The 20848-nt window shown below is 70.0% G+C and carries 19 protein-coding genes; 16 read left to right on the top strand and 3 right to left on the bottom strand.

Annotated features, from left to right (window positions below; genetic code table 11):
- The first annotated feature begins 25 nt into the window (after nucleotides 1-25).
- Genes hisD through ACIQUC_RS00825 form a run of 3 tightly spaced genes read left to right on the top strand, consistent with a single transcriptional unit; the run spans nucleotide 26 to nucleotide 2898 of the window.
- Nucleotides 26-1333 carry a histidinol dehydrogenase gene (gene hisD, locus ACIQUC_RS00815; RefSeq protein WP_402262156.1) on the top strand — a complete coding sequence of 436 codons (1308 nt, stop codon included), beginning with the start codon at nucleotides 26-28 and terminating at the stop codon, nucleotides 1331-1333.
- A 12-nt stretch (nucleotides 1334-1345) separates the two neighbouring features.
- Nucleotides 1346-1825, top strand: a complete 480-nt coding sequence (gene nrdR / locus ACIQUC_RS00820; protein WP_402262159.1) for a transcriptional regulator NrdR — start codon at nucleotides 1346-1348, stop codon at nucleotides 1823-1825.
- Complete coding sequence (locus ACIQUC_RS00825; protein ID WP_402262162.1) at nucleotides 1822-2898, top strand: quinone-dependent dihydroorotate dehydrogenase; 1077 nt, start codon at nucleotides 1822-1824, stop codon at nucleotides 2896-2898. The genes nrdR and ACIQUC_RS00825 overlap by 4 nt, the downstream gene beginning before the upstream one ends.
- Nucleotides 2899-3412: 514 nt before the next feature.
- Here ACIQUC_RS00825 and ACIQUC_RS00830 read toward each other — a convergent pair.
- A complete protein-coding gene (locus ACIQUC_RS00830; protein WP_022905383.1) occupies nucleotides 3413-3988 on the bottom strand; it encodes a DUF3043 domain-containing protein in 576 nt (191 codons plus the stop codon).
- Nucleotides 3989-4041: 53 nt separating this feature from the next.
- Here ACIQUC_RS00830 and ACIQUC_RS00835 point away from each other — a divergent pair, with 53 nt between their 5' ends.
- From ACIQUC_RS00835 to ACIQUC_RS00860, 6 genes are all read left to right on the top strand, one after another.
- Nucleotides 4042-5487: a dipeptidase gene (locus tag ACIQUC_RS00835; RefSeq protein WP_402262165.1), complete on the top strand. Its 1446-nt coding sequence runs from the start codon at nucleotides 4042-4044 to the stop codon at nucleotides 5485-5487.
- 58 nt (nucleotides 5488-5545) lie between these two features.
- Nucleotides 5546-5920, top strand: coding sequence for an iron-sulfur cluster assembly accessory protein (locus ACIQUC_RS00840; RefSeq protein WP_022905381.1), 375 nt, complete (start codon nucleotides 5546-5548; stop codon nucleotides 5918-5920).
- Nucleotides 5921-6178: 258 nt separating this feature from the next.
- The gene (gene coxB / locus ACIQUC_RS00845) at nucleotides 6179-7078 is read left to right on the top strand and encodes a cytochrome c oxidase subunit II (RefSeq protein WP_402262169.1); all 900 of its coding nucleotides are present in this window, start codon (nucleotides 6179-6181) and stop codon (nucleotides 7076-7078) included.
- 12 nt (nucleotides 7079-7090) lie between these two features.
- The gene (gene ctaD / locus ACIQUC_RS00850) at nucleotides 7091-8830 is read left to right on the top strand and encodes a cytochrome c oxidase subunit I (RefSeq protein WP_402262172.1); all 1740 of its coding nucleotides are present in this window, start codon (nucleotides 7091-7093) and stop codon (nucleotides 8828-8830) included.
- 4 nt (nucleotides 8831-8834) lie between these two features.
- Entirely contained in the window at nucleotides 8835-9251 is a 417-nt protein-coding gene (locus tag ACIQUC_RS00855; RefSeq protein ID WP_402262175.1) for a cytochrome c oxidase subunit 4, read from the top strand.
- Between the two features lie 159 nt (nucleotides 9252-9410).
- A complete protein-coding gene (locus ACIQUC_RS00860) occupies nucleotides 9411-10790 on the top strand; it encodes a glucose-6-phosphate dehydrogenase (protein ID WP_402262177.1) in 1380 nt (459 codons plus the stop codon).
- A gap of 102 nt (nucleotides 10791-10892) precedes the next feature.
- Here ACIQUC_RS00860 and ACIQUC_RS00865 read toward each other — a convergent pair whose 3' ends face one another.
- Together ACIQUC_RS00865 and ACIQUC_RS00870 are read right to left on the bottom strand one after the other, a co-directional pair.
- A complete protein-coding gene (locus ACIQUC_RS00865; protein WP_402262180.1) occupies nucleotides 10893-12782 on the bottom strand; it encodes a glycoside hydrolase family 15 protein in 1890 nt (629 codons plus the stop codon).
- Nucleotides 12783-12837: 55 nt separating this feature from the next.
- Nucleotides 12838-13902 carry an App1 family protein gene (locus ACIQUC_RS00870; RefSeq protein ID WP_402262183.1) on the bottom strand — a complete coding sequence of 355 codons (1065 nt, stop codon included), beginning with the start codon at nucleotides 13900-13902 and terminating at the stop codon, nucleotides 12838-12840.
- 146 nt (nucleotides 13903-14048) lie between these two features.
- Between ACIQUC_RS00870 and ACIQUC_RS00875 the strand changes: the two genes are divergently transcribed.
- From ACIQUC_RS00875 to cydB, 7 genes are all read left to right on the top strand, one after another.
- Nucleotides 14049-14696 carry a TetR family transcriptional regulator gene (locus ACIQUC_RS00875; protein ID WP_402262186.1) on the top strand — a complete coding sequence of 216 codons (648 nt, stop codon included), beginning with the start codon at nucleotides 14049-14051 and terminating at the stop codon, nucleotides 14694-14696.
- Between the two features lie 201 nt (nucleotides 14697-14897).
- Nucleotides 14898-15767 carry an ABC transporter ATP-binding protein gene (locus ACIQUC_RS00880; RefSeq protein ID WP_022907004.1) on the top strand — a complete coding sequence of 290 codons (870 nt, stop codon included), beginning with the start codon at nucleotides 14898-14900 and terminating at the stop codon, nucleotides 15765-15767.
- Nucleotides 15764-16486, top strand: a complete 723-nt coding sequence (locus ACIQUC_RS00885) for an ABC transporter permease (RefSeq protein WP_402262190.1) — start codon at nucleotides 15764-15766, stop codon at nucleotides 16484-16486. Before ACIQUC_RS00880 ends, ACIQUC_RS00885 begins: the two co-directional genes overlap by 4 nt.
- Entirely contained in the window at nucleotides 16483-17223 is a 741-nt protein-coding gene (locus ACIQUC_RS00890; RefSeq protein ID WP_022907006.1) for an ABC transporter permease, read from the top strand. The genes ACIQUC_RS00885 and ACIQUC_RS00890 overlap by 4 nt, the downstream gene beginning before the upstream one ends.
- Nucleotides 17220-18155, top strand: a complete 936-nt coding sequence (locus ACIQUC_RS00895; protein WP_022907007.1) for an ABC transporter substrate-binding protein — start codon at nucleotides 17220-17222, stop codon at nucleotides 18153-18155. Before ACIQUC_RS00890 ends, ACIQUC_RS00895 begins: the two co-directional genes overlap by 4 nt.
- A gap of 272 nt (nucleotides 18156-18427) precedes the next feature.
- A complete protein-coding gene (locus tag ACIQUC_RS00900; protein ID WP_402262194.1) occupies nucleotides 18428-19840 on the top strand; it encodes a cytochrome ubiquinol oxidase subunit I in 1413 nt (470 codons plus the stop codon).
- Nucleotides 19840-20844: a cytochrome d ubiquinol oxidase subunit II gene (gene cydB, locus ACIQUC_RS00905; protein ID WP_402262197.1), complete on the top strand. Its 1005-nt coding sequence runs from the start codon at nucleotides 19840-19842 to the stop codon at nucleotides 20842-20844. Before ACIQUC_RS00900 ends, cydB begins: the two co-directional genes overlap by 1 nt.
- Nucleotides 20845-20848: the final 4 nt, after the last annotated feature.

Genomic DNA, 20848 nt, shown 5'->3' on the forward strand with positions numbered 1-20848 from the left:
GTCGCTCGGTAGGATCGACACCCTCATGATGCAGCGAATCGACCTCCGCGGCGGGCTTCCCGCCCGCGCCGAACTCCTCCGACTCATGCCGCGCGCCACCGGCGACGTCTCGCACGCGGTCGACGCCGCCCGCGAGCTCGTCGACGCCGTCCGCGAGCACGGGGCGTCGGCGCTGCGCGACCAGGCCGAACGGTTCGACGGGGGAGCGCCCGCGAACGTCCGGGTCCCGGCGGCCGAGATCGCCGCGGCCGTCGCCGGCCTGACGCCGGAACTCCGCACGGCGCTCGACGAGGCGATCCGCCGGGTCCGGGCGGCGAGTGCCGCACAGGTCCCCGCCGCGTCCGTCACCACCCTGGCCGACGGTGCCGAGGTGCACCAGCGCTGGCAGCCGATGCGCCGCGTCGGGCTCTACGTGCCCGGCGGGAAGGCCGTCTACCCCTCGAGCGTCGTCATGAACGTCGTCCCCGCGCAGGTCGCCGGCGTCCGGTCCATCGCGCTCGTGTCGCCGCCGCAGCGCGCCCACGGCGGCGCGGTGCACCCGACGATCCTCGCCGCGGCCGGGCTCCTCGGCATCGACGAGGTCTACGCCATGGGCGGCGCCGGAGCCGTCGGCGCCCTGGCCCACGGTGTCGGCGAGATCGGCCTCGAGCCGGTCGACCTCGTCACCGGTCCCGGGAACAACTACGTGGCCGCGGCGAAGCGGATCGTGCGGGGCACGGTCGGCATCGACTCCGAGGCCGGCGCGACCGAGATCCTCGTGATCGCGGACGACACCGCGGACCCCGGGTACGTCGCCGCCGACCTCATCAGCCAGGCCGAGCACGACGAGCAGGCCGGCGCCGTCCTCGTGACGACGTCCGCGGCGTTCGCCGACGCGGTGGAGGCGGCCATCCCGGAACGCGCGGCGCGCGTCGGGACCGTGTCGCGCCTCCAGGTCGCCCTCGACGGACCGCAGTCCGCGATCGTGCTCGTGGACTCGCTCGCCGACGCGGCGACCGTGAGCAACGCGTACGGACCCGAGCACCTCGAGATCCAGACCGCCGACGACGACGCGGTCCTCGCCGACATCGACGCCGCCGGTGCGGTGTTCGTCGGACCGAGCACGCCCGTGAGCCTCGGTGACTACCTCGCCGGGTCGAACCACGTCCTGCCCACGGGCGGGCAGGCCCGCTTCGGGTCCGGGCTGTCCGCCTCGACGTTCCTGCGGCCCCAGCAGGTCGTCCGGTACACGCCCGACGCCCTCGCCGAGGTCGCGCCGCACATCGTCGCCCTCGCCACCGAGGAGCAGCTCCCCGCGCACGGCGCCGCCGTGACGGAGCGCACGAACCGGTAGCCTGGGCACGACATGTTCTGCCCCTTCTGCCGCCACCCGGACTCCCGCGTCGTCGACTCCCGGACGAGCGACGACGGAACCTCCATCCGTCGCCGTCGTCAGTGCCCGAACTGCGGGCGCCGTTTCTCGACCACCGAGACCGCCTCGCTCAACGTGGTGAAGCGCAACGGGGTCACCGAGCCGTTCAGCCGCGACAAGATCGTCTCCGGCGTGCGCAAGGCCTGCCAGGGGCGCCCGGTCACGGACGGCGACCTCGCGGTGCTGGCGCAGCGCGTGGAGGAGACCGTGCGGTCGTCCGGGTCGAGCCAGATCGACGCGAACGACATCGGTCTCGCGATCCTCGCACCGCTCCGCGAGCTCGACGAGGTCGCCTACCTGCGGTTCGCGAGCGTCTACCAGGCCTTCGACTCGCTCGAGGACTTCGAGGACGCCATCACCCAGCTCCGCCTCGACCACCACGGCACCACCAGCCCGGCCGGGGCCGACGCGTGAGCGGCATCGCCGAGCGGGTCGTCCGGAACGGGTACGCCGTCGTCTTCCGCTCGGTGTTCGCCAACATGGACCCCGAGCGTGCGCACCACATCGCCTTCGCGGTGATCAAGTGGCTGCCGCGCGTCCCCGTCGTCGGTCGCGTCGTCGAGCAGTACTGCCGCCCCTCGGCCGCCGACGGCGTGACCACGATGGGGATCCACTTCCCGTCCCGCTTCGGCCTCGCCGCCGGGTTCGACAAGGACGCTCGCGGCATCGCCGGACTCGGGGTCCTCGGCTTCGGGCACGTCGAGGTCGGCACGATCACGGCGAAGCCGCAGCCCGGCAACGAGCGGCCCCGGCTCTTCCGGCTCATCCCGGACCGCGCGCTCATCAACCGCATGGGGTTCAACAACCACGGCGCCGCCGCGGCCGCCCGTCGGCTCGAACGCGCCCGTCGGCACCCCGGTCGACCCGTCATCGGTGTGAACATCGGCAAGAGCCGGGTCGTCGCGGTCGAGGACGCGGTGGACGACTACCTCGAGTCCACCCGGCGGCTCGCACCGTTCGCCGACTACCTCGCGGTCAACGTCAGCTCGCCGAACACCCCGGGGCTCCGCGGACTGCAGGAGCTCGACCAGCTCCGCCCGCTGCTCACCGCCGTGCGCGACGCCGCCGGCAAGACCCCGGTGCTGGTGAAGATCGCGCCGGACCTCACCGACGACCAGATCGATGCGATCGCCGGACTCGCCGTGTCGATCGGGCTCGCCGGGATCATCGCGAACAACACCACGATCTCGCGCGAGGGACTCCGGACCCCCGCGGCCGAGGTCGAGGCGATGGGTGCCGGGGGACTGTCCGGCGCACCGGTCGCCGCCCGCTCCCTCGAGGTCCTCGGTCGCGTCCGGGCCGCCGTCCCCGATGACTTCTGCGTCATCGCGGTCGGGGGCGTCACGAGCGAGCAGGACGTGCAGGACCGGATCGACGCGGGGGCGACCCTCGTGCAGGGCTACACGGCGTTCCTCTACGAGGGGCCGACCTGGGCCGCGCGGATCAACCGGCTGCGGCGCCGGCGGTTGCGGCGCGCCGCGCGCTGAGCGCCGGTCGGGGCGCGGTCGCGTGCCGCCGCGCGAGGTCGCACCTCCGTGGTCGAGGTCGCGAGACACGCCGCGCGCGCTGCGGCGAGGTCGCGAGACACGCCGCGGGCGCTGCGGCGAGGTCGCGCAAGGTGCCGTCGCGCGCGCCGCGGAGCGGCACTTCTCGCGACCTCGCCGGTGCGGATCGGACGGGTCCCGAGCCCACGGCGCGCGCCTGACGGACTGGAGGCGCGGGGCGGGGGTGCACCGCGCCTCCAGTCCGGTGGGTGGTCGGCGCGTCGATCCGCAGGTGGTCGGTAGCACGATGCGCGGCTCGCGCTCGGCGTGCGGACGGCGGCGAGTGGGCACGACGTGCCGCTCAGGTTCGGCGAGCGGGCGGGAACTGCCGCCTGGAGGCCGCGAGCGTGACGTATTTCGCCCGCTCGGCGGGGAGGCAGCGGGCCCGCCCCCGGGGCGACCCCGGCCCGCACGACGAAGCGCCGCCCGGCGGACCGGACGGCGCTTCGTGGAGGGGTCAGACCGTGGGGTACTGCCCGCGCTTGACCTGCGGCTTCGGCAGGCGCAGGAAGCGCAGCTGCCACGCACGCGTGAGGATGTAGAGGAACGTCCCGCGCTGCATCGTGCCGAACTTGGCCGTCAGCTTCTTGCGGAAGGACAGCCAGAGCACGAGGCAGTCGAGCACGAAGAGCGCCACGAACGCCCAGACGAGCAGCAGCGAGTACGACGCGATGACGGTCTGCGAGGCGGCGAACCCGACGATGAGGAACAGCACGAGCACCGGCATCATGATCTCGCCGACGTTCCAGCGGGCGTCGATCCAGTCCCGGACGAACCGACGCTGCTCGCCGCGGTCCTTCGCCGGCAGGTAGCGCTCCTCGCCGTTGGCCATGCCGACCCGGGCCTTCTCGCGCTCGTTCGCGAGGCGGGCACGAGCGGCCTTCTTGTCCTCGGCGGAGCCGCCCACGATCGGACGGCGGTTGGCCGCCTCGCGCTCGCGACGGGTCGGCGTCGGACGGCCCTTCCCCTGTTCGAGGAGCTCGGCCTCGGACGGGTTGACGGTCGTGTTGGTCTTGGGGGCTGCCTTCGCCACGGTGCGTTCCTGACTGCGGTCTGCGTGCTGGATCGTCCTCTAGATTACGGGACATGACCGACACCGACCAGCACGCCGCCGCCACCGACCCCGCACTCCTCGACGCCCTCCGCGAACACGTGCAGGGATCGCTGCCCACGACGATCGCCGACCTGTCCGCCCTCGTGCGGCTCCCGTCGGTGTCCTGGTCGGCCTTCGACCCGGCGAACGTGCGGGCCAGCGCCGAGGCCGTCGCGGACCTGGCGCGGTCGACGGGCGTGTTCGCGGACGACGCCGTCCGGATCGTCCGGTCGGCGGTCGAGGGGGACACGGCGACGGTCGAGGCCGCCGGCGGCGAGCTCGGTCAGCCCGCCGTCCTCGCGGTGCGCCCGGCCCGGAACGGCAGGCCCACCGTGATGCTCTACGCCCACCACGACGTCCAGCCGCAGGGCGACGACGCGCTCTGGGAGACGCCGCCCTTCGAGCCGACCCTGCGCGGCGACCGCCTGTACGGGCGCGGCGCCTCGGACGACAAGGCCGGCGTGATGACCCACATCGCCTCGCTCCGGGCGCTGCACGCCCGGTTCGGCGACGACCTGGACCTCGGCGTGGTCCTGTTCATCGAGGGCGAGGAGGAGTTCGGCTCCCGGTCGTTCCGGACGTTCCTCCGCGAGCAGCAGGAGCACCTCGCCGCCGACGTCATCGTGGTCGCGGACAGCGACAACTGGTCGACCGAGGTCCCGTCGATCACGGTGTCCCTCCGCGGGAACGTCACCTTCAAGCTGACGCTGACGACACTCGAGCACGCGAGCCACAGCGGCATGTTCGGGGGAGCGGCTCCGGACGCCATGATCCCGATGGTGCGGCTGCTCGCCTCCCTGCACGACGACGACGGTGCCGTGGCGGTCGAGGGCCTCACCGCGTACGAGGCCGACGTGCCGACGCGGACCGAGGACGAGCTCGCCGCCGACGCCGCACTGCTGCCGGGCGTGCGTCCCGTCGGCCGCGGCGAGGTCCTGTCCCGCATGTGGTTCCAGCCGTCGATCACGGTCACGGGCATGGACGTCCCGAGCGTCGCGAACGCGTCGAACACGCTGCTGCCGACGGTCTCGGCGCGGGTCTCGGTGCGCGTCGCGCCCGGGCAGGCGGCGACCGACGCGTACGCGGCCGTGGAACGGCACCTGCGCGCGCACGTGCCGTTCGGCGCGCGCCTCGAGATCACCGAGCCGGACGCCGGCGACGGCTTCCTCGTGGACACCGCCGGCTGGGCCGTCCAGGAGGCGCGGGTCGCCATGCGCGAGGGCTGGGGCAACGAGGCGGTCGAGCAGGGCATCGGCGGGTCGATCCCGTTCGTGTCGGACCTCGCCGCGCAGTTCCCGGACGCGCAGATCCTGGTCACCGGCGTCGAGGACCCGGACACCCGGGCGCACAGCCCGAACGAGTCGCAGCACCTCGGCGTCCTGCACCGGGCCATCGCCTCGGAGACGATCCTGCTGGCGCGTCTCGCGACTCGCGGCTGACGGTGCTTACAATCGATCCGAGCGCGGTGATCGACACCGCACGGAGGGAGACGCGCGGATGAGCGACACCATCACCGACAACGCACCGACGACCGAGGCGCCGTCGCACGGCGTCCTGCTCAGCGACGCGGCCGCGGCGAAGGTGGCGAGCCTCCTCGAGCAGGAGGGTCGCGACGACCTCCGTCTGCGTCTGGCCGTGCAGCCCGGTGGCTGCTCGGGCCTGATCTACCAGCTCTACTTCGACGAGCGCCTGCTCGACGGCGACGCCACGGCCGAGTTCGACGGCGGCGTCGAGGTCGTCGTCGACAAGATGAGCGTGCCGTACCTCGACGGTGCCTCGATCGACTTCGAGGACACCATCCAGAAGCAGGGCTTCACGATCGACAACCCCAACGCGCAGGGCAGCTGCGCGTGCGGTGACAGCTTCCACTGAGCACCCGTCGAACCGACACGAGCGGGGAGTGACCGACACGGTCGCTCCCCGCTCGTTCGTTCCCGGGCGCGGCATGCGGCACGACCAGGGAAAACCCGTCCTGGGCCGTTGCGGATAGCGGCCCGAGGTGTGTCGCGTGTGCGCGAGCGGCCCCGAGCTGCGAGTAAGCTAGGAGTGTTCCAACCAAGCTGGGAGCGAGCCATGCGCGACCTTCACGTCGCGGCCTGCTCCGGTTTCACGTTCTTCCGAGAGGTAACAGTGCGTTCGAATCGCCGTATACGTTGGGCGGCCGTCCCGGTGGCCGTCGGTCTGGTCATCGCACTGGCTGGTTGCACGCAGCAGCAGCTGAACGGATGGCTCCCCGGCACGGAGGAGACGAAGGACGTCACCAACCACACGAGCCGCATCGTCGGCCTGTGGACCACCAGCTGGGTCGTGCTCCTCGCCGTCGGTCTGATCGTGTGGGGCCTCATCATCTGGGCCGCGATCGTCTACCGCCGCCGCAAGGGCCAGACCGGCCTGCCGGTGCAGATGCGGTACAACATGCCGCTCGAGATCTTCTACACGATCGTGCCGCTCATCCTCGTGCTCGGCTTCTTCGCCTTCACCGCGAAGGACCAGACCGCGATCGAGCAGCCGTTCAAGAACGCCGACGCCACCATCCACGTCTACGGCAAGCGCTGGGCGTGGGACTTCAACTACATCAACGAGGCCGACAAGTCCAAGAGCGTCTACTACCAGGGCATCCAGGCCCAGGAAGAAGAGAACGCGAACGGCGCGATCGACGAGTCGCAGCTCCCGACCCTCTACCTGCCCAAGGGCAAGAAGGTCCACATCGAGCTCTCCTCGCGCGACGTCAACCACTCGTTCTGGATCATCGACTTCCTCTACAAGAAGGACATGATCCCCGGGAAGCAGAACGACGAGTACTTCATCCCGGAGAAGCTCGGCACCTACCAGGGCAAGTGCGCGGAGCTCTGCGGTGAGTACCACTCGCTCATGCTCTTCCAGGTGAAGGTCGTCACGCCGACCGAGTACCAGAACTACCTCGACTCGCTCGAGAAGCAGGGCAAGGTGGGTCTGCTCGGCAACGAGTACAACACCAACACGAACGAACCGAACAACAAGGCGCCCGTGACGGCGTCCGAGAACGAGTAGGGGCTCCGTCAGATGACCACGTCGCTCGTCGGCCAGCCGGCGGCAGGCTCCACGACCCTGGACTTCCAGGCGTCGAGAGTCGGTCGCAAGGGCAACATCATCGTCCGGTGGATCACGTCCACCGACCACAAGACCATCGGGTACATGTACCTGATCGCGTCGTTCATCTTCTTCCTGCTCGCGGGTGTGATGGCCCTGGTCATCCGCGCCCAGCTCTTCGAGCCCGGCCTGCACGTGGTCGCGACGAAGGAGCAGTACAACCAGCTCTTCACGATGCACGGCACGATCATGCTGCTGCTCTTCGCGACGCCGCTCTTCTCGGGCTTCGCGAACGCGATCATGCCGCTCCAGATCGGTGCCCCCGACGTCGCGTTCCCGCGTCTCAACGGCTTCGCGTTCTGGCTCTACGTCTTCGGCGCGCTCATCGCGGTCGGCGGCTTCCTCACCCCGCAGGGTGCCGCGTCGTTCGGCTGGTTCGCCTACGCACCACTGAGTGACACGACGTTCACACCCGGCCTCGGCGGGACGCTCTGGGTCTTCGGCCTCGGCATGACCGGCTTCTCGACGATCCTCGGCGCGGTGAACTTCATCACCACGATCATCACGATGCGTGCACCGGGCATGACCATGTTCCGCATGTCGATCTTCACGTGGAACACCCTCGTCACGGCCCTGCTCGTGCTGATGGCCTTCCCGGTCCTCGCGGCGGCGCTCTTCGGCCTCGGTCTCGACCGGGTCTTCAACGCGCAGATCTTCAACCCGGCGAACGGCGGGGCGCTCCTCTGGCAGCACCTCTTCTGGTTCTTCGGCCACCCCGAGGTGTACATCATCGCGCTGCCGTTCTTCGGCATCGTCTCCGAGGTCTTCCCGGTGTTCAGCCGCAAGCCGATCTTCGGCTACAAGACCCTCGTCTACGCGACCATCTCGATCGCGGCCCTCTCGGTCACGGTGTGGGCGCACCACATGTACGTCACCGGTGGCGTCCTGCTCCCGTGGTTCTCGCTCATGACGATGCTCATCGCGGTCCCGACCGGCGTGAAGATCTTCAACTGGGTCGGCACGATGTGGCGCGGCTCGGTGACCTTCGAGACCCCGCTGCTCTGGTCGGTCGGCTTCCTCATCACCTTCACGTTCGGTGGTCTCACCGGTGTGATCCTGGCGTCGCCGCCGCTCGACTTCCACGTGTCCGACTCGTACTTCGTCGTCGCGCACTTCCACTACGTGGTCTTCGGCACCGTCGTGTTCGCGATGTTCGCCGGGTTCTACTTCTGGTGGCCGAAGTGGACCGGCAAGATGCTCAACGAGCGTCTCGGCAAGATCCACTTCTGGCTCCTGTTCATCGGCTTCCACACGACGTTCCTCATCCAGCACTGGCTGGGCGTCATCGGCATGCCGCGTCGGTACGCGACGTACCTGCCGAACGACGGGTTCACCTGGATGAACCAGCTGTCGACGATCGGCTCGATGATCCTGGCGATCTCGTTCCTGCCGTTCATCTTCAACGTCTACGTGACCGCCCGGAACGCACCGAAGGTCGCCGTGAACGACCCGTGGGGCTACGGCCGTTCGCTCGAGTGGGCGACCAGCTGCCCGCCGCCGCGGCACAACTTCACGTCGATCCCGCGCATCCGTTCGGAGTCGCCGGCGTTCGACCTGAACCACCCCGAGGCCGGTGTGCCGATCGGTGTGGGCCCGGCGAAGGACGCCCCCGACGCCCCGACCTACGACGCCGCGAAGGGCGAGGTGAAGTAAGGCCATGCGCGCCAACACCAACCTGTTCTGGATCCTGTTCGTCTTCTTCATCCTCGCCGACGCGGCGTACACGATCTGGTCGCTGATCAGCTACGGCCGTCCCGAATGGGTCGGGACCGTCTCGATCGGCCTGACCGGGATCATGTCCGCGTTCATCGCGTTCTACCTCGGCAAGGTCATGTCCTCGCAGGGCGGCGTCCTGCCCGAGGACCGTCCGGACGCCAACATCGAGGACGGCGACGCCGAGCTCGGGCACTTCAGCCCGTGGTCGTGGTGGCCGATCCTGCTCGCCGGTGCGACCGGCCTCTGCTTCCTCGGTGTCGCAGCCGGCCTCTGGATCGTGCCGATCGGGCTCGCCTGCGTGGCCGTCACCCTCGTCGGCTGGGTCTACGAGTACTACCGCGGCAACTTCGGTCACTGACCGGACCCGCAGCGCACCTGACATTCGGGCGGCACCACACCGGTGCCGCCCGAAGTGCGTCCGGACACGAACTCCCCGACCCGTTCGGGAATCAACCAGTCCGCCCACGGCTTGGCCTCAAGCGGACCACCCCCACACCAGCGAAAGGAGTCACCTCCGGTGACCGACAAGCGCACTCTCATCATCTTCGGCGCGACGGGCGACCTCGCCTCCCGCCTGCTGCTGCCGGGCCTCGGCACGTTCCTGCAGAGCGGTCGAGCGGTCCCCGTCCAGCTCATCGGCACGGGCCGCAGCGCCCGCAGCGAGGAGCAGTGGAAGGACGTCGTCACGAAGTCCTTCGCGTCGCAGGACGTGAAGGGCCCGGAGGTCGACGCGACCCTCGCCTCGACGCAGTTCATCCAGGGTGACCCGACCGACCCCGAGCACCTCAAGGCGCTATTCGCCGCGGCCGACGCCGACGCCGAGCCGATCCTCTACTTCGCGCTCCCGCCGCAGATCGCGTCCGACATCTGCGAGGCGCTCCAGCAGGTCGAGCTCCCCGAGGGCACCACCCTCGCGTTCGAGAAGCCCTTCGGCACCGACGTCGCGAGCGCCCGAGCCCTCAACGAGACGGTCCTCAAGCTGGTGCCGGAAGAGCGCGTGCACCGCACCGACCACTTCCTCGGTCGCACCACGGTCCTCAACATCATCGGCCTGCGCTTCGCGAACCGCCTGTTCGAGCCGATCTGGAACGCCGAGAACATCGAGAAGGTCGACATCTTCTACGACGAGACCCTCGGTCTCGAGAACCGCGCCCAGTACTACGACGAGGCCGGCGCGATGGTCGACATGATCCAGTCGCACCTGCTGCAGATCCTCGGCATCGTGACGATGGACGCCCCGTCGGACATCGACGCGGTCGAGTTCCGCTCGTCGCTGGCGCGGGTGCTCCGCTCCACCGAGCTCAAGGGCGGCGACCCGAAGGTCGCCTCGCGTCGTGCCGTCTACACGGCCGGCACGATCGACGGCAAGGAGCTGCCGTCGTACCAGGACGAGGACGGCGTCGACAAGTCGCGCCAGACGGAGACGCTCGCCGAGATCTCGGTCGAGGTCGACACCGCGCGCTGGAAGGGCGTCCCGTTCACGCTGCGCTCCGGCAAGGCCCTCGGCGCCAGCCGCAAGGAGGTCCTGATCACCTTCAAGCCGGTGACGCGCCTGCCCTCCGGCCTCTCGGGTCGCCCGAAGACGGACACGCTCCGCATCGTGCTCAACCCGGACGAGATCGAGCTGACGGTGTCGGCGAACGGTGGTGGCAACCCCTTCGAGATGGGCCAGGTCACGTTGTCCTCGTCCTTCGCCGACGGCGAGCTGACCCCCTACGGCGAGGTCCTGAACGGGATCTTCCACGACGACCCGCTGCTCTCGATCCGCGGTGACGTGGCCGAGCGCTGCTGGGAGATCGTCGGGCCGGTCGTCGACGCCTGGAAGGCGGACGAGGTCCCGCTCGAGGAGTACCGCGCGGGTTCGCGCGGCCCGGCGGACTGGGAGTCCTCGTCCTGACGGACGTGACGTCGGCGCCCTGATCGGGCGCTGCTGACGGACGGGAGGCACGGTGCCAGCTGGCACCGTGCCTCCCGTCCGTCTGCGGTCGCGACCACGACGTCAGGCGGGTGTGCCCGCCCGCTCACCCTCGCCGGTCCACGACCGGGTGCCGCCGTCGTGGACGGCGAGGCGGGTGCGGTGGCCGGCGGCCGTGCCGCGGGCCCGGGCGATCGCGTCCGCCGCGGACACGAGGGTCAGGTGCGAGAGCGCCTGCGGGGTGTTCCCGATGTGGTGCCCGGTGGCGACGTCGATCTCCTCGGAGAGCATGCCGACGTCGTTCGCGTACCCGGTGAGCACGTCCATGAGCCGCTCGGCGTCGTCCACCCGGCCGGACGCGGCGTACTGCTCGACGAGCCAGAACGAACACGCGAGGAACGGGTGCTCGCTGCCGGACAGCCCGTCGAAGCCGGACGACGTGCGGTACCGGAGCACGAGGCCGTCGTCGCCGGTGCGGAGGTCCTGCTCGATCGCGGCGACCGTGCCGGTCATGCGCGGGTCGTCGGCCTTCAGGTAGCCGATCTGGGGGAGCACGAGCAGGCTCGCGTCGACCTCGTCGGTGTCGTAGTGCTGCCGGTAGCTGCCGCGCTCGGCGTTCCAGCCGCGCTCCTCGATCTCGGCGCGGACCGCTCCGCGGAGGGTGCGCCAGCGGTCGACGGGACCCTCGAGGCCGAACTCCTCGACCGCGGCGACCCCGCGGTCGAACGCCGCCCAGATCATCGCCCGCGAGTGCGTGAAGTGCCGCCTCGGGCCGCGCATCTCCCAGATGCCGTTGTCGGGCTCCTGCCAGTGCTCCTCGACGTAGCCGAGGAGCGCGCGTTGCAGCGCCCACGAATCGGCGTTCTCCTCGACGCCGAGCTCGCGGGCGTCGTGCAGTGCGGCGAGGACCTCGCCGAAGACGTCGCCCTGGTACTGCGTGTAGGCGCCGTTGCCGACGCGGACGGGGGTCGAGGCCGCGTAGCCGGGCAGGTTCGACAGCTCGCGCTCGGGGAGCTCGCGCTCCCCGGCGATGCCGTACATGATCTGCACGTCGGCGGGGTCGCCGGCGATGGCGCGGAGGAGCCAGCCGCGCCAGTGCGCCGCCTCGTCCCGGTAGCCGTGCGCGATGAGCGAGGCGAGCGCGAGGGAGGCGTCGCGCAGCCAGACGTAGCGGTAGTCCCAGTTGCGTTCGCCGCCCGGGTCCTCCGGCAGGCTCGTCGTCGCGGCGGCCACGACCCCACCGGTCTCGGCGTGGGTCATCGCGCGGAGGATCACGAGGGACCGACGGGTGGCCTCGGCGTACCGGCCGTCGGTGCGTGCGGTCGACATCCAGTCCCGCCACCAGCGCACCGTGCGGTGCAGGGCCGCGTCGACGTCGAGCGGTGCCGGCGGTTCCCGGTGCGAGGGGTACCAGGTGAGGACGGTGTCGAGCACCTCGCCGTCGTGCACGGTGCTCGTGGCGGAGTGCCGGTGGTCGTCGGCGTGGAAGCGCACGCCGCGGACGATCACGGAGCCGGGGCCGGCGGTGGCGAGCAGTGCGGGGTCCTCGTCGCCGCCGATCTGCCGCACCCAGGGGAGCGCCCGGGCGTAGTCGAAGCGGATCCGGAGCACCTGCCGGACCTCGACGGCGCCGCGCAGGCCTCGGACCCGGCGCACGATGCTCGCCCGGTGCGCCCCGATCGGCATGAACTCGGTGACCTCGACGACTCCGGTCCCCGTCGTCCACACCGTCGACAGGACGAGCGTGTCCGGGTCGTACCGGCGCTTCGCGGTCGCGTCCGGGTCGGTCGGGGCGAGGGTCCAGTGCCCGTGGTCCTCGGTGCCGAGGATCGAGGCGAAGGTCGACGGACTGTCGAACCGGGGCAGGCACGCCCAGTCGATCGTGCCGTCCCGCCCGACGAGCGCGGCGGTGTAGGTGTCGCCGATCAGGGCGTGGTCCTCGATGCGGTTCGTGGGGGTGTCAGCCGGGCTCATGGGCCGATCCAACCACCGTCGCCCCCGCTGGCGGTGGCTCCTGCTGAGGGATGGCTCAGGCCGGGTCGCTCGGATCGGCGCGCGTGATGCCGACGCGGGCGAGCTCGGACCACATGCCCGCGCCGTCCGGTGCGTAGACCCACGGAGCCTGGGACTCGCGCGAGCGTTCCTGCGCACGCGAACGACCACCGGCGAGGACGGCCTCGCTCGTGGAGAGCTGGCGGATCGCGACGCCGGCGACGTTCTCGGGGTGCGCCCGGGCGAAGTCGCCGTAGAGCGTCTCGTCGTGCTGGCCGTCGTCACCGACGAGCAGCCACTGCACGTCCGGGAAGTCCTGGGCGAGCCGTTCGAGGTTCTGCTGCTTGTGGAGCTGCCCGCTCCGGAAGAACCGGTCGTGCGTGGGGCCCCAGTCGGTCAGCAGCAGGGTGCCGGAGGGGTAGAGGTTCCGGCTCAGGAAGCGCTGCAGGGTCGGCGCGACGTTCCAGGCGCCGGTGGAGAGGTAGACCGTCGGGGCGCCCGGGTGCTGCGCGAGCACCCGTTCGTACAGGACGGACATGCCCGGGACCGGCCTGCGGGCGTGCTCCGTGAGCACGAACGAGTTCCACGCGGCCAGCATCGGGCGGGGGAGCGAGGTCACCATGACGGTGTCGTCGATGTCCGACAGCAGTCCGAAGCGGGTGTCCGGGTGCACGATGAAGACGTCCGCCTCGACGTCGCGCATGCCGCCGGCGGACAGCTTGATCGTGCGCCAGCCCGGTTCGAGGTCGATCGGCACGATGGTGTCGACGACCCCGCCGCGGTCCGACTGCACGACGTGCGAGGTGCCGCCGGCCGTGATCGTGACCTCGGCCGCGTCGACCGCGACGCTCGTGAAGCTGCGCCACCCGCGCACGCCGTAGTACGAGGCGTCGGACGCCAGCCCGCGTCGGGTGAGCAGGACGCGGCAGAGGACGCGGATCCAGCCCGGTGCGCCGTAGCCGTTGTAGGGGATCACCGTCGGCACGAGCCCGCGGCGGCGTGCGCGGTGCTCGCGGAACTCCTGGACGGCGTCCTCGATGCGGGCGGCCCGGTGGAGGATCGGCTCGGCCAGCGACGGCTCGTGGGGCGTCGGGTCGGGCATCGTGCCATCATTCCACGTCGGACCTGGCTCACGTACGACCTCACACGTGTACTGGGAGAGTCGCAGCGATATTCCAGCCGGTCTCTGCGACAGTTGGTCCGTCAGCCACCCACTTGAGAAGCGCTGCCCGCGCAAGAGGAGAACACGTGCTCGTCACCGAGGTATCGAACGCACTGCCGGGGGGATCATCACTGCTCAGGAACGAGCCGGTCCAAGCCCGCAGTTCGGCGCGCCTCGCCGGCCTCCTCGACGCGGCCGCCGGGGTGATCGACGAGATCGGGTTCGAGCGCCTGACCACCGCCATGGTCGCCGAGCGCGCCGGAGCGTCCATCGGCACGGTCTACCGCTACTTCCCGGACCGGATCGCCGTCGTCGAGGCGCTGGCGATCCGGAGCACCCAGCGACTCGCGGAGCGGTTCATCACCGCCCTCGACACCAGCGGTGCCACGACCTGGCAGCAGGCCTGCGACGCGCTCATCGACGTCACCGCCGAGATGTACCGCACCGAGCCCGGCTTCCGGGCGATCCGGTTCGGCGACGCGGCGGACACGGGCACCGGCGACGCCGAGGACCGGATGGCGGCGCTCGGCGGCGCCGTCGCACACATCATGCACGAGCGGTTCGGCATGCCGACGACCGAGCGCCTCGCCCGCACCTGGGTGGTCCTCGCCGAGTCGTCGCACGCCGTCCTCGCCCGCGCCCACCGCGACCCGGCGAACCCGGAGGCCGCGCTGATCGAGGAGTACCGGACGATGAGCCGGGCCCACCTCGAAGCGGTGATCGCCGCCTCCTGACCCGCTGCGCGGCGCGCCCGAGCGGCGTCCCGACCGGTGATCCGGCGACGCCCGCACCCCGGCCAGGGGTGCGGGCGTCGCCCCGTCCGGACGCCGTTCGCGCTGTCCAGGAGGCGACACGCGCCGTCACGGGGGAACGGGTGTCGCACCCGACGGGTACTCTCACTCGGAGTCGGGCTACCTCCGAACAGAAGGGCACCCATGATCGAGTTCCGCTCGGTGCGCAAGACCTACCCGGACGGCACCAACGCGGTCGACGACTTCAGCCTCGTCATCCCCTCGAGGACCACGACGGTCTTCGTCGGGTCGAGCGGCTGTGGCAAGACCACGCTGCTCCGGATGATCAACCGCATGGTCGACCCCAGCGCAGGTGCCGTCGAGATCGACGGGGAGGACGTCGCGGGCGTCGACCCGGTCAAGCTCCGTCGGAGCATCGGCTACGTCATGCAGAACGCCGGGTTGCTGCCGCACCGCAAGGTCGTCGACAACATCGCCACGGTGCCGCTGCTCACCGGTGTCTCGAAGGCCGACGCCCGGCAGCGCGCCCTCGAGCTGATGGACACGGTGGGCCTCGACCGCGCGTTCGCGAACCGGTACCCCTCCCAGCTCTCCGGCGGACAGCAGCAGCGCGTCGGTGTGGCCCGCGGGCTCGCGGTCGACCCGAACATCCTGCTGATGGACGAGCCGTTCGGTGCCGTCGACCCGCTGGTCCGCAACGACCTGCAGGACGAGCTCATCCGGCTGCAGCGCGAGCTCGGCAAGACGGTGGTCTTCGTCACGCACGACATCGACGAGGCCTTCAAGCTCGGCGACCAGGTCGTCATCCTGAAGAAGGGCGGCGAGATCGCCCAGCTCGGCACCCCTGCCGAGATCCTGGCCGAGCCCGCCGACGACTTCGTCGCGAACTTCATCGGCGCCGGCCGTGGCCGCCGTGCGCTCCGTGTCGAGCAGACGCCGACCGGCCCGATCGTGGTCGACGGCGAGGGGCGCGCCGCCGGCGTGCTCACCGGTCCGGTGCAGGTCGTCGACGCGGCCGCGGCAGTGCCCCAGGAGACCCGGGGCGACGCGTGAACTGGGTCCTCGGCAACACGGACACGATCAGTGACAACCTGATCGCGCACGTCTGGCTGTCGATCCCGCCGATCGTCATCAGCTTCCTGCTGTCGGTCCCGATCGGCCTGCTCGTCTCGCGGCTCCGGAAGCGCAGCGGCGTCGCGCGCGGCACCGCGTCGACCATCGTCGTCCTGGCGAGCCTGCTCTACACGATCCCGGCGCTGCCGCTCTTCCTCGTCCTGCCGGCGATCATCGGCACGAGCACCCTCGACCCGGTGAACGTCGTCATCGCGATGACGATCTTCGGCGTGGCCCTGATGGCCCGGTCCGCCGCCGACGCGATCGACGCGGTGGACCAGGACGTCGTCGGGGCGTCCGAGGCGCTCGGGTACTCGCCGACGCAGCGGTTCTTCAAGGTGGAGCTGCCGCTCGCCGGTCCGGTGCTGCTGGCCGGCATCCGCGTGGTGTCGGTGTCGACGATCAGCCTCGTCACGGTCGGTGCGCTCATCGGCGTGCCGAACCTCGGCTTCCTGCTCACCGACGGGCTCAAGCGTGCCATCAGCGCCGAGATCCTCACCGGCATCGTCCTCACCATCGTCCTCGCGCTGGTGTTCGACGTGCTGCTCGTCGGGATCGGCCGGCTCGTGATGCCGTGGACGCGGGGGAGCAGCCGGTCGGCCCGTGCCGTCCGCCGTCGTGCCGCCGACGACGTCCGGGCGAACGAGGTGTCCGCATGAACCTCTTCGCACAGGGCATCGCCTGGATCTTCGACCCGGCGAACAACGTCGGCCAGAACGCCGTCGGCGTCCGGCTCTGGGAGCACGTCTGGATCACCCTGCTCGCGGTCGCGATCGCCGTGGTGATCGCGGTGCCCCTCGGTCTCGCCATCGGCCACACCGGCAGGGGCCGCTCGATCGCGGTCGGTGTCTCCGGTGGCATCCGCGCGCTCCCGACGCTCGGCCTCCTCACCCTGCTGGCGTTGGCGATCGGCCTCGGGCTCGGCGCCCCGCTCATCTCCCTCGTCGTCCTCGCCATCCCGTCGGTGCTCGCCGGCGCCTACTCGGGCGTCGAGGCGATCGACCGGGTGACGATCGACGCCGCCAAGGCGCAGGGCATGACCGGCTGGCAGGTCCTCGGCAAGGTCGAGATCCCGCTCGCCCTGCCGCTCATCGTCGGCGGCATCCGTGCGGCGGTGCTGCAGGTCGTCGCCACCGCGACCCTCGTCGGCTACATCAACGCCGGCGGACTCGGCGGCTACGCCTTCTCCGGCATCGCCAACTCCGACTACGCGGAGGTGCTCGGCGGATCGCTCCTGGTCATCGCCCTCGCCATCGCGTTCGAGATCGTCTTCGCCGCGCTGCAGCGGCTCGCCGTCCCCGCGGGTGTCTCCGCCGGGTCGGCGCGTCTGTCGCGTCGGAGCTCCCGAAGCTCAGCACCACGAGCATCAACCCCTGTGGAAGGAACCCACCCGTGATCACAGCAACGACCCGGCGTCTCGCCGCGACGATCGCCGTCGCGTCCGCGGCAGCCATCGCCCTCGCGGGCTGCTCGTCGAGCGACCCGCTCTCCTCCGGCTCCGGCGGCGGGGACTCCAAGACCATCGTCGTCGGCTCGCAGGCGTACCCGTCGAACGAGATCATCGCCGAGCTCTACGCGCAGGAGCTCGAGCACGAGGGCTTCACCGTCACGAAGAAGCTCAACATCGGTCAGCGCAAGGCGTACTGGCCCGAGATCGCCAAGGGGAGCATCAACGTCTTCCCGGAGTACAACGGCAACCTGCTGAACTACCTCCTGCAGGAGGACGGCAAGGACACCACGACCGAGACGACGACGGACGGCATCAACTCCGCGCTGAAGTCGGCGCTGCCGTCGGACGTCAAGGCGCTGCCGTCGGCCGACGCCTCCGACGCCGACACCTACACGGTGACCCAGGCGACGGCGGACAAGTACGACCTGAAGTCCATCGCCGACCTCTCGAAGATCGGCGGCACGATCTCGATCGCCGCCAACCCGGAGTTCGCGACGGCCGCCTACGGTCCGAAGGGCCTCAAGGAGAAGTACGGCATCACCGGCGAGGTCAACCAGCAGAACGACTCGGGCGGCCCGCTGACGATCAAGGCGATCCAGGACGGTGACTCGCAGGTCGCGGACATCTACTCCGCCAGCGCCTCGATCAAGACCGAGAAGCTCGTCACCCTCGAGGACCCGAAGCACCTCGTCCCGGCGAACAACGTCACCCCGATCGTGTCGAAGGACCTCGACTCGAAGGCGGCTGACGCCATCGAGAAGGTGAACAAGCTCCTCACGACCGACGCGCTCATCGAGCTCAACCGTCAGAACTCGGTCGACCAGAAGTCGGCGGCCTCCGTCGCCAAGGCGTTCCTGCAGGACAACGACCTGCTGTAGCACGCACAGCACCACAAAACGACAGGTGTCGGGCAATCTGCCCGGCACCTGTCGTCGTTGGTGCACACGGCGCATGCACCGGTGTTCCGCACGGTTGTGCCGTGCAACTCTTCTGCACGTTCGTGCAGGGCGTGCTTCTACAACTTGTCGAACCATGTGTCCGGGAGGTAACGTGGTGGTGTCCCAACGGCCAGTGACACCAGAAGTTCCCCTCCACAGGAAGCAACTGACGTGCACCAACAGCGCGCGGCGAACCGGCTCGGAAACGCCGCATGAACGACATCCTCGACCCGCTCCTCCTGTCGCGGTGGCAGTTCGGTCTGACGACGATCTACCACTTCCTCTTCGTCCCGTTGACGATCGGCATGGCCGTCGTCGTGGCCGTGTTCCAGACGGCCTGGTACCGCACGGGGCGCGCCCACTACCTCCAGCTGACCCGGTTCTTCGGGCGCATCTTCCTCATCAACTTCGCGATGGGCGTCGTGACGGGGATCGTGCAGGAGTTCCAGTTCGGCATGAACTGGTCGAACTACTCCCGCTTCGTCGGTGACGTGTTCGGCGCCCCGCTCGCGCTCGAGGGCATCCTCGCCTTCTTCTTCGAGGCGGCGTTCATCGGCATCTGGATCTTCGGGTGGGACCGCCTGCCGAAGGGGCTGCACCTCGCGAGCATCTGGTGCGTGAGCGTCGGCACCATGATGTCCGCGTACTTCATCATCGCCGCGAACGCGTTCATGCAGCACCCGGTGGGCTTCGCGATGAACGAGGCCAAGGGCCGCGCGGAACTCACGGACATCTGGGCCGTGCTCGGCAACAAGGTCGCGCTGGCCGCCTTCCCGCACACGCTCTTCGCCTGCTTCATGGTCGCTGCCGCGGTGATCATCTCCGTCGCCGCGTACCACCTCGCGCGGAACCAGAACCTCGAGACGATGATGCCGGCGCTGAAGTTCGGCATGTGGACGATGCTCGCGGCCGGGGCCCTCACGGTCCTCACCGGCGACCAGCTCGGCCTCACCATGGTCGACACGCAGCCGATGAAGATGGCCGCGGCCGAGGCGCTCTACAACACCGCCACCGGCAAGGACGCGTCGTTCTCGATCTTCACGCTCGGCACCCCCGACGGCGTGCACGAGCTGTTCTCGATCCGCGTGCCGTACCTGCTGTCGTTCCTGTCGACGCACACCTTCAACGGCACGGTCGAGGGCATCAACGACCTGCAGGCCCAGTACTCCCAGGTCTACGGCCCGGGCGACTACAAGCCGATCATCTGGGTCACCTACTGGTCGTTCCGCTGGATGATCGCCCTCGGCGTCGGTGCGGTGCTGGTCTCGCTCGTCGGGCTCTGGCTGACCCGCAAGGGCCGCTTCCCGACGCAGCGGTGGGTCTGGCGCATCGCCACCTGGACCGTCCCGCTGCCGATGGCGGCCATGATCGTCGGCTGGATCTTCACCGAGATGGGCCGCCAGCCGTGGCTCGTGTTCGGGTTGCTCAAGACGAGCGACGGCGTCTCGCCGAACGTCACCGGGGTCGAGGTCTTCATCTCGCTCATCGTGTTCACGCTCATCTACGGCTCGCTGGCGGTGGTCGAGTTCCGGCTCATCAAGAAGGTGGCGCAGGAGGGCCCCGGCGCACCGGCCGAGGTCGACGAGGCCACCGGCGAGGTCAAGCACGAAGTGACGGTCTACTGATGGATCTCCCCGTTCTCTGGTTCGCGATCGTCGGCCTCTTCTTCGTCGGCTACTTCGTCCTCGACGGCTTCGACTTCGGGGTCGGCATGTCCCTGCCGTTCCTCGGCAAGGACGACACCGACCGTCGGGTCCTGATCAACACGATCGGGCCGGTCTGGGACCTCAACGAGACCTGGGTGATCGTCGCGGGCGCCTGCCTGTTCGCGGCCTTCCCGGAGTGGTACGCGACGATGTTCTCCGGGTTCTACCTGGCGCTGCTGCTCATCCTCGCGGCGCTCATCGCCCGCGGCGTCTCGTTCGAGTACCGGCACCAGAACAAGCACCTGGAGTGGAAGCGCCGGTTCGACCTGATGATCATCGTCGGCAGCGCGGTGCCGTCGTTCCTCTGGGGCGTCGCGTTCGGCAACGTGGTCCGCGGCATCCCGATGGACGCCGGCCACAACTACACCGGCACGCTGTTCGACCTGCTCAACCCGTTCGCGCTGTTCACCGGTCTCGCGACGCTGCTCGTGTTCTTCACGCACGGTGTCGTGTTCGTCGCGCTGAAGACCGAGGGCGAGATGCGGGAGCGGGCGAAGCGCCTCGCGACCCGCGCCGGCGTGCTCACGATCGTGGTGGGCGCAGCGTTCCTGGTGTGGATGGCGTTCGTGCGGTCCACCCCGACCTCGATCGTCCTGTCGGTCGTCGCCGCGCTCGCCCTCGTGCTGGCGGTGCTCTGCACGGCCTGGGGCAAGGAGGGGCGCGCGTTCGCCCTGATGGCGCTGACGATCGCCGCGATCGTGCTGGCGATGTTCACCGCGATCTTCCCGGACGTCATGCCCGCGACGAACGACCCGGCGAACAGCCTGAACGTGTACAACGCCTCGAGCGGCTCGTACACGCTGACGGTGATGAGCTGGGTGGCGCTGATCTTCGTGCCGCTCGTGCTCGCCTACCAGGCGTGGACGTACTGGATCTTCCGCAAGCGCGTGACCCGGGCCCACGTGACCCAGGCCGCGCACTAGGCGG

Origin of the sequence: Curtobacterium sp. NPDC098951, assembly GCF_044759965.1 — a bacterium.
Classification (GTDB): domain Bacteria; phylum Actinomycetota; class Actinomycetes; order Actinomycetales; family Microbacteriaceae; genus Curtobacterium.

Bases quoted from the DNA above. Each gene is read 5' to 3' on its own strand.
- ACIQUC_RS00880 (WP_022907004.1), top strand. From the start codon at position 14,898: ATGATCGAGTTCCGCTCGGTGCGCAAGACCTACCCGGACGGCACCAAC.
- ACIQUC_RS00890 (WP_022907006.1), top strand. From the start codon at position 16,483: ATGAACCTCTTCGCACAGGGCATCGCCTGGATCTTCGACCCGGCGAAC.
- ACIQUC_RS00870 (WP_402262183.1), bottom strand. From the start codon at position 13,902: ATGCCCGACCCGACGCCCCACGAGCCGTCGCTGGCCGAGCCGATCCTC.
- ACIQUC_RS00840 (WP_022905381.1), top strand. From the start codon at position 5,546: ATGAGCGACACCATCACCGACAACGCACCGACGACCGAGGCGCCGTCG.
- cydB (WP_402262197.1), top strand. From the start codon at position 19,840: ATGGATCTCCCCGTTCTCTGGTTCGCGATCGTCGGCCTCTTCTTCGTC.
- ACIQUC_RS00900 (WP_402262194.1), top strand. From the start codon at position 18,428: ATGAACGACATCCTCGACCCGCTCCTCCTGTCGCGGTGGCAGTTCGGT.
- ACIQUC_RS00855 (WP_402262175.1), top strand. From the start codon at position 8,835: ATGCGCGCCAACACCAACCTGTTCTGGATCCTGTTCGTCTTCTTCATC.
- nrdR (WP_402262159.1), top strand. From the start codon at position 1,346: ATGTTCTGCCCCTTCTGCCGCCACCCGGACTCCCGCGTCGTCGACTCC.
- ACIQUC_RS00865 (WP_402262180.1), bottom strand. From the start codon at position 12,782: ATGAGCCCGGCTGACACCCCCACGAACCGCATCGAGGACCACGCCCTG.
- ctaD (WP_402262172.1), top strand. From the start codon at position 7,091: ATGACCACGTCGCTCGTCGGCCAGCCGGCGGCAGGCTCCACGACCCTG.
- hisD (WP_402262156.1), top strand. From the start codon at position 26: ATGATGCAGCGAATCGACCTCCGCGGCGGGCTTCCCGCCCGCGCCGAA.
- ACIQUC_RS00835 (WP_402262165.1), top strand. From the start codon at position 4,042: ATGACCGACACCGACCAGCACGCCGCCGCCACCGACCCCGCACTCCTC.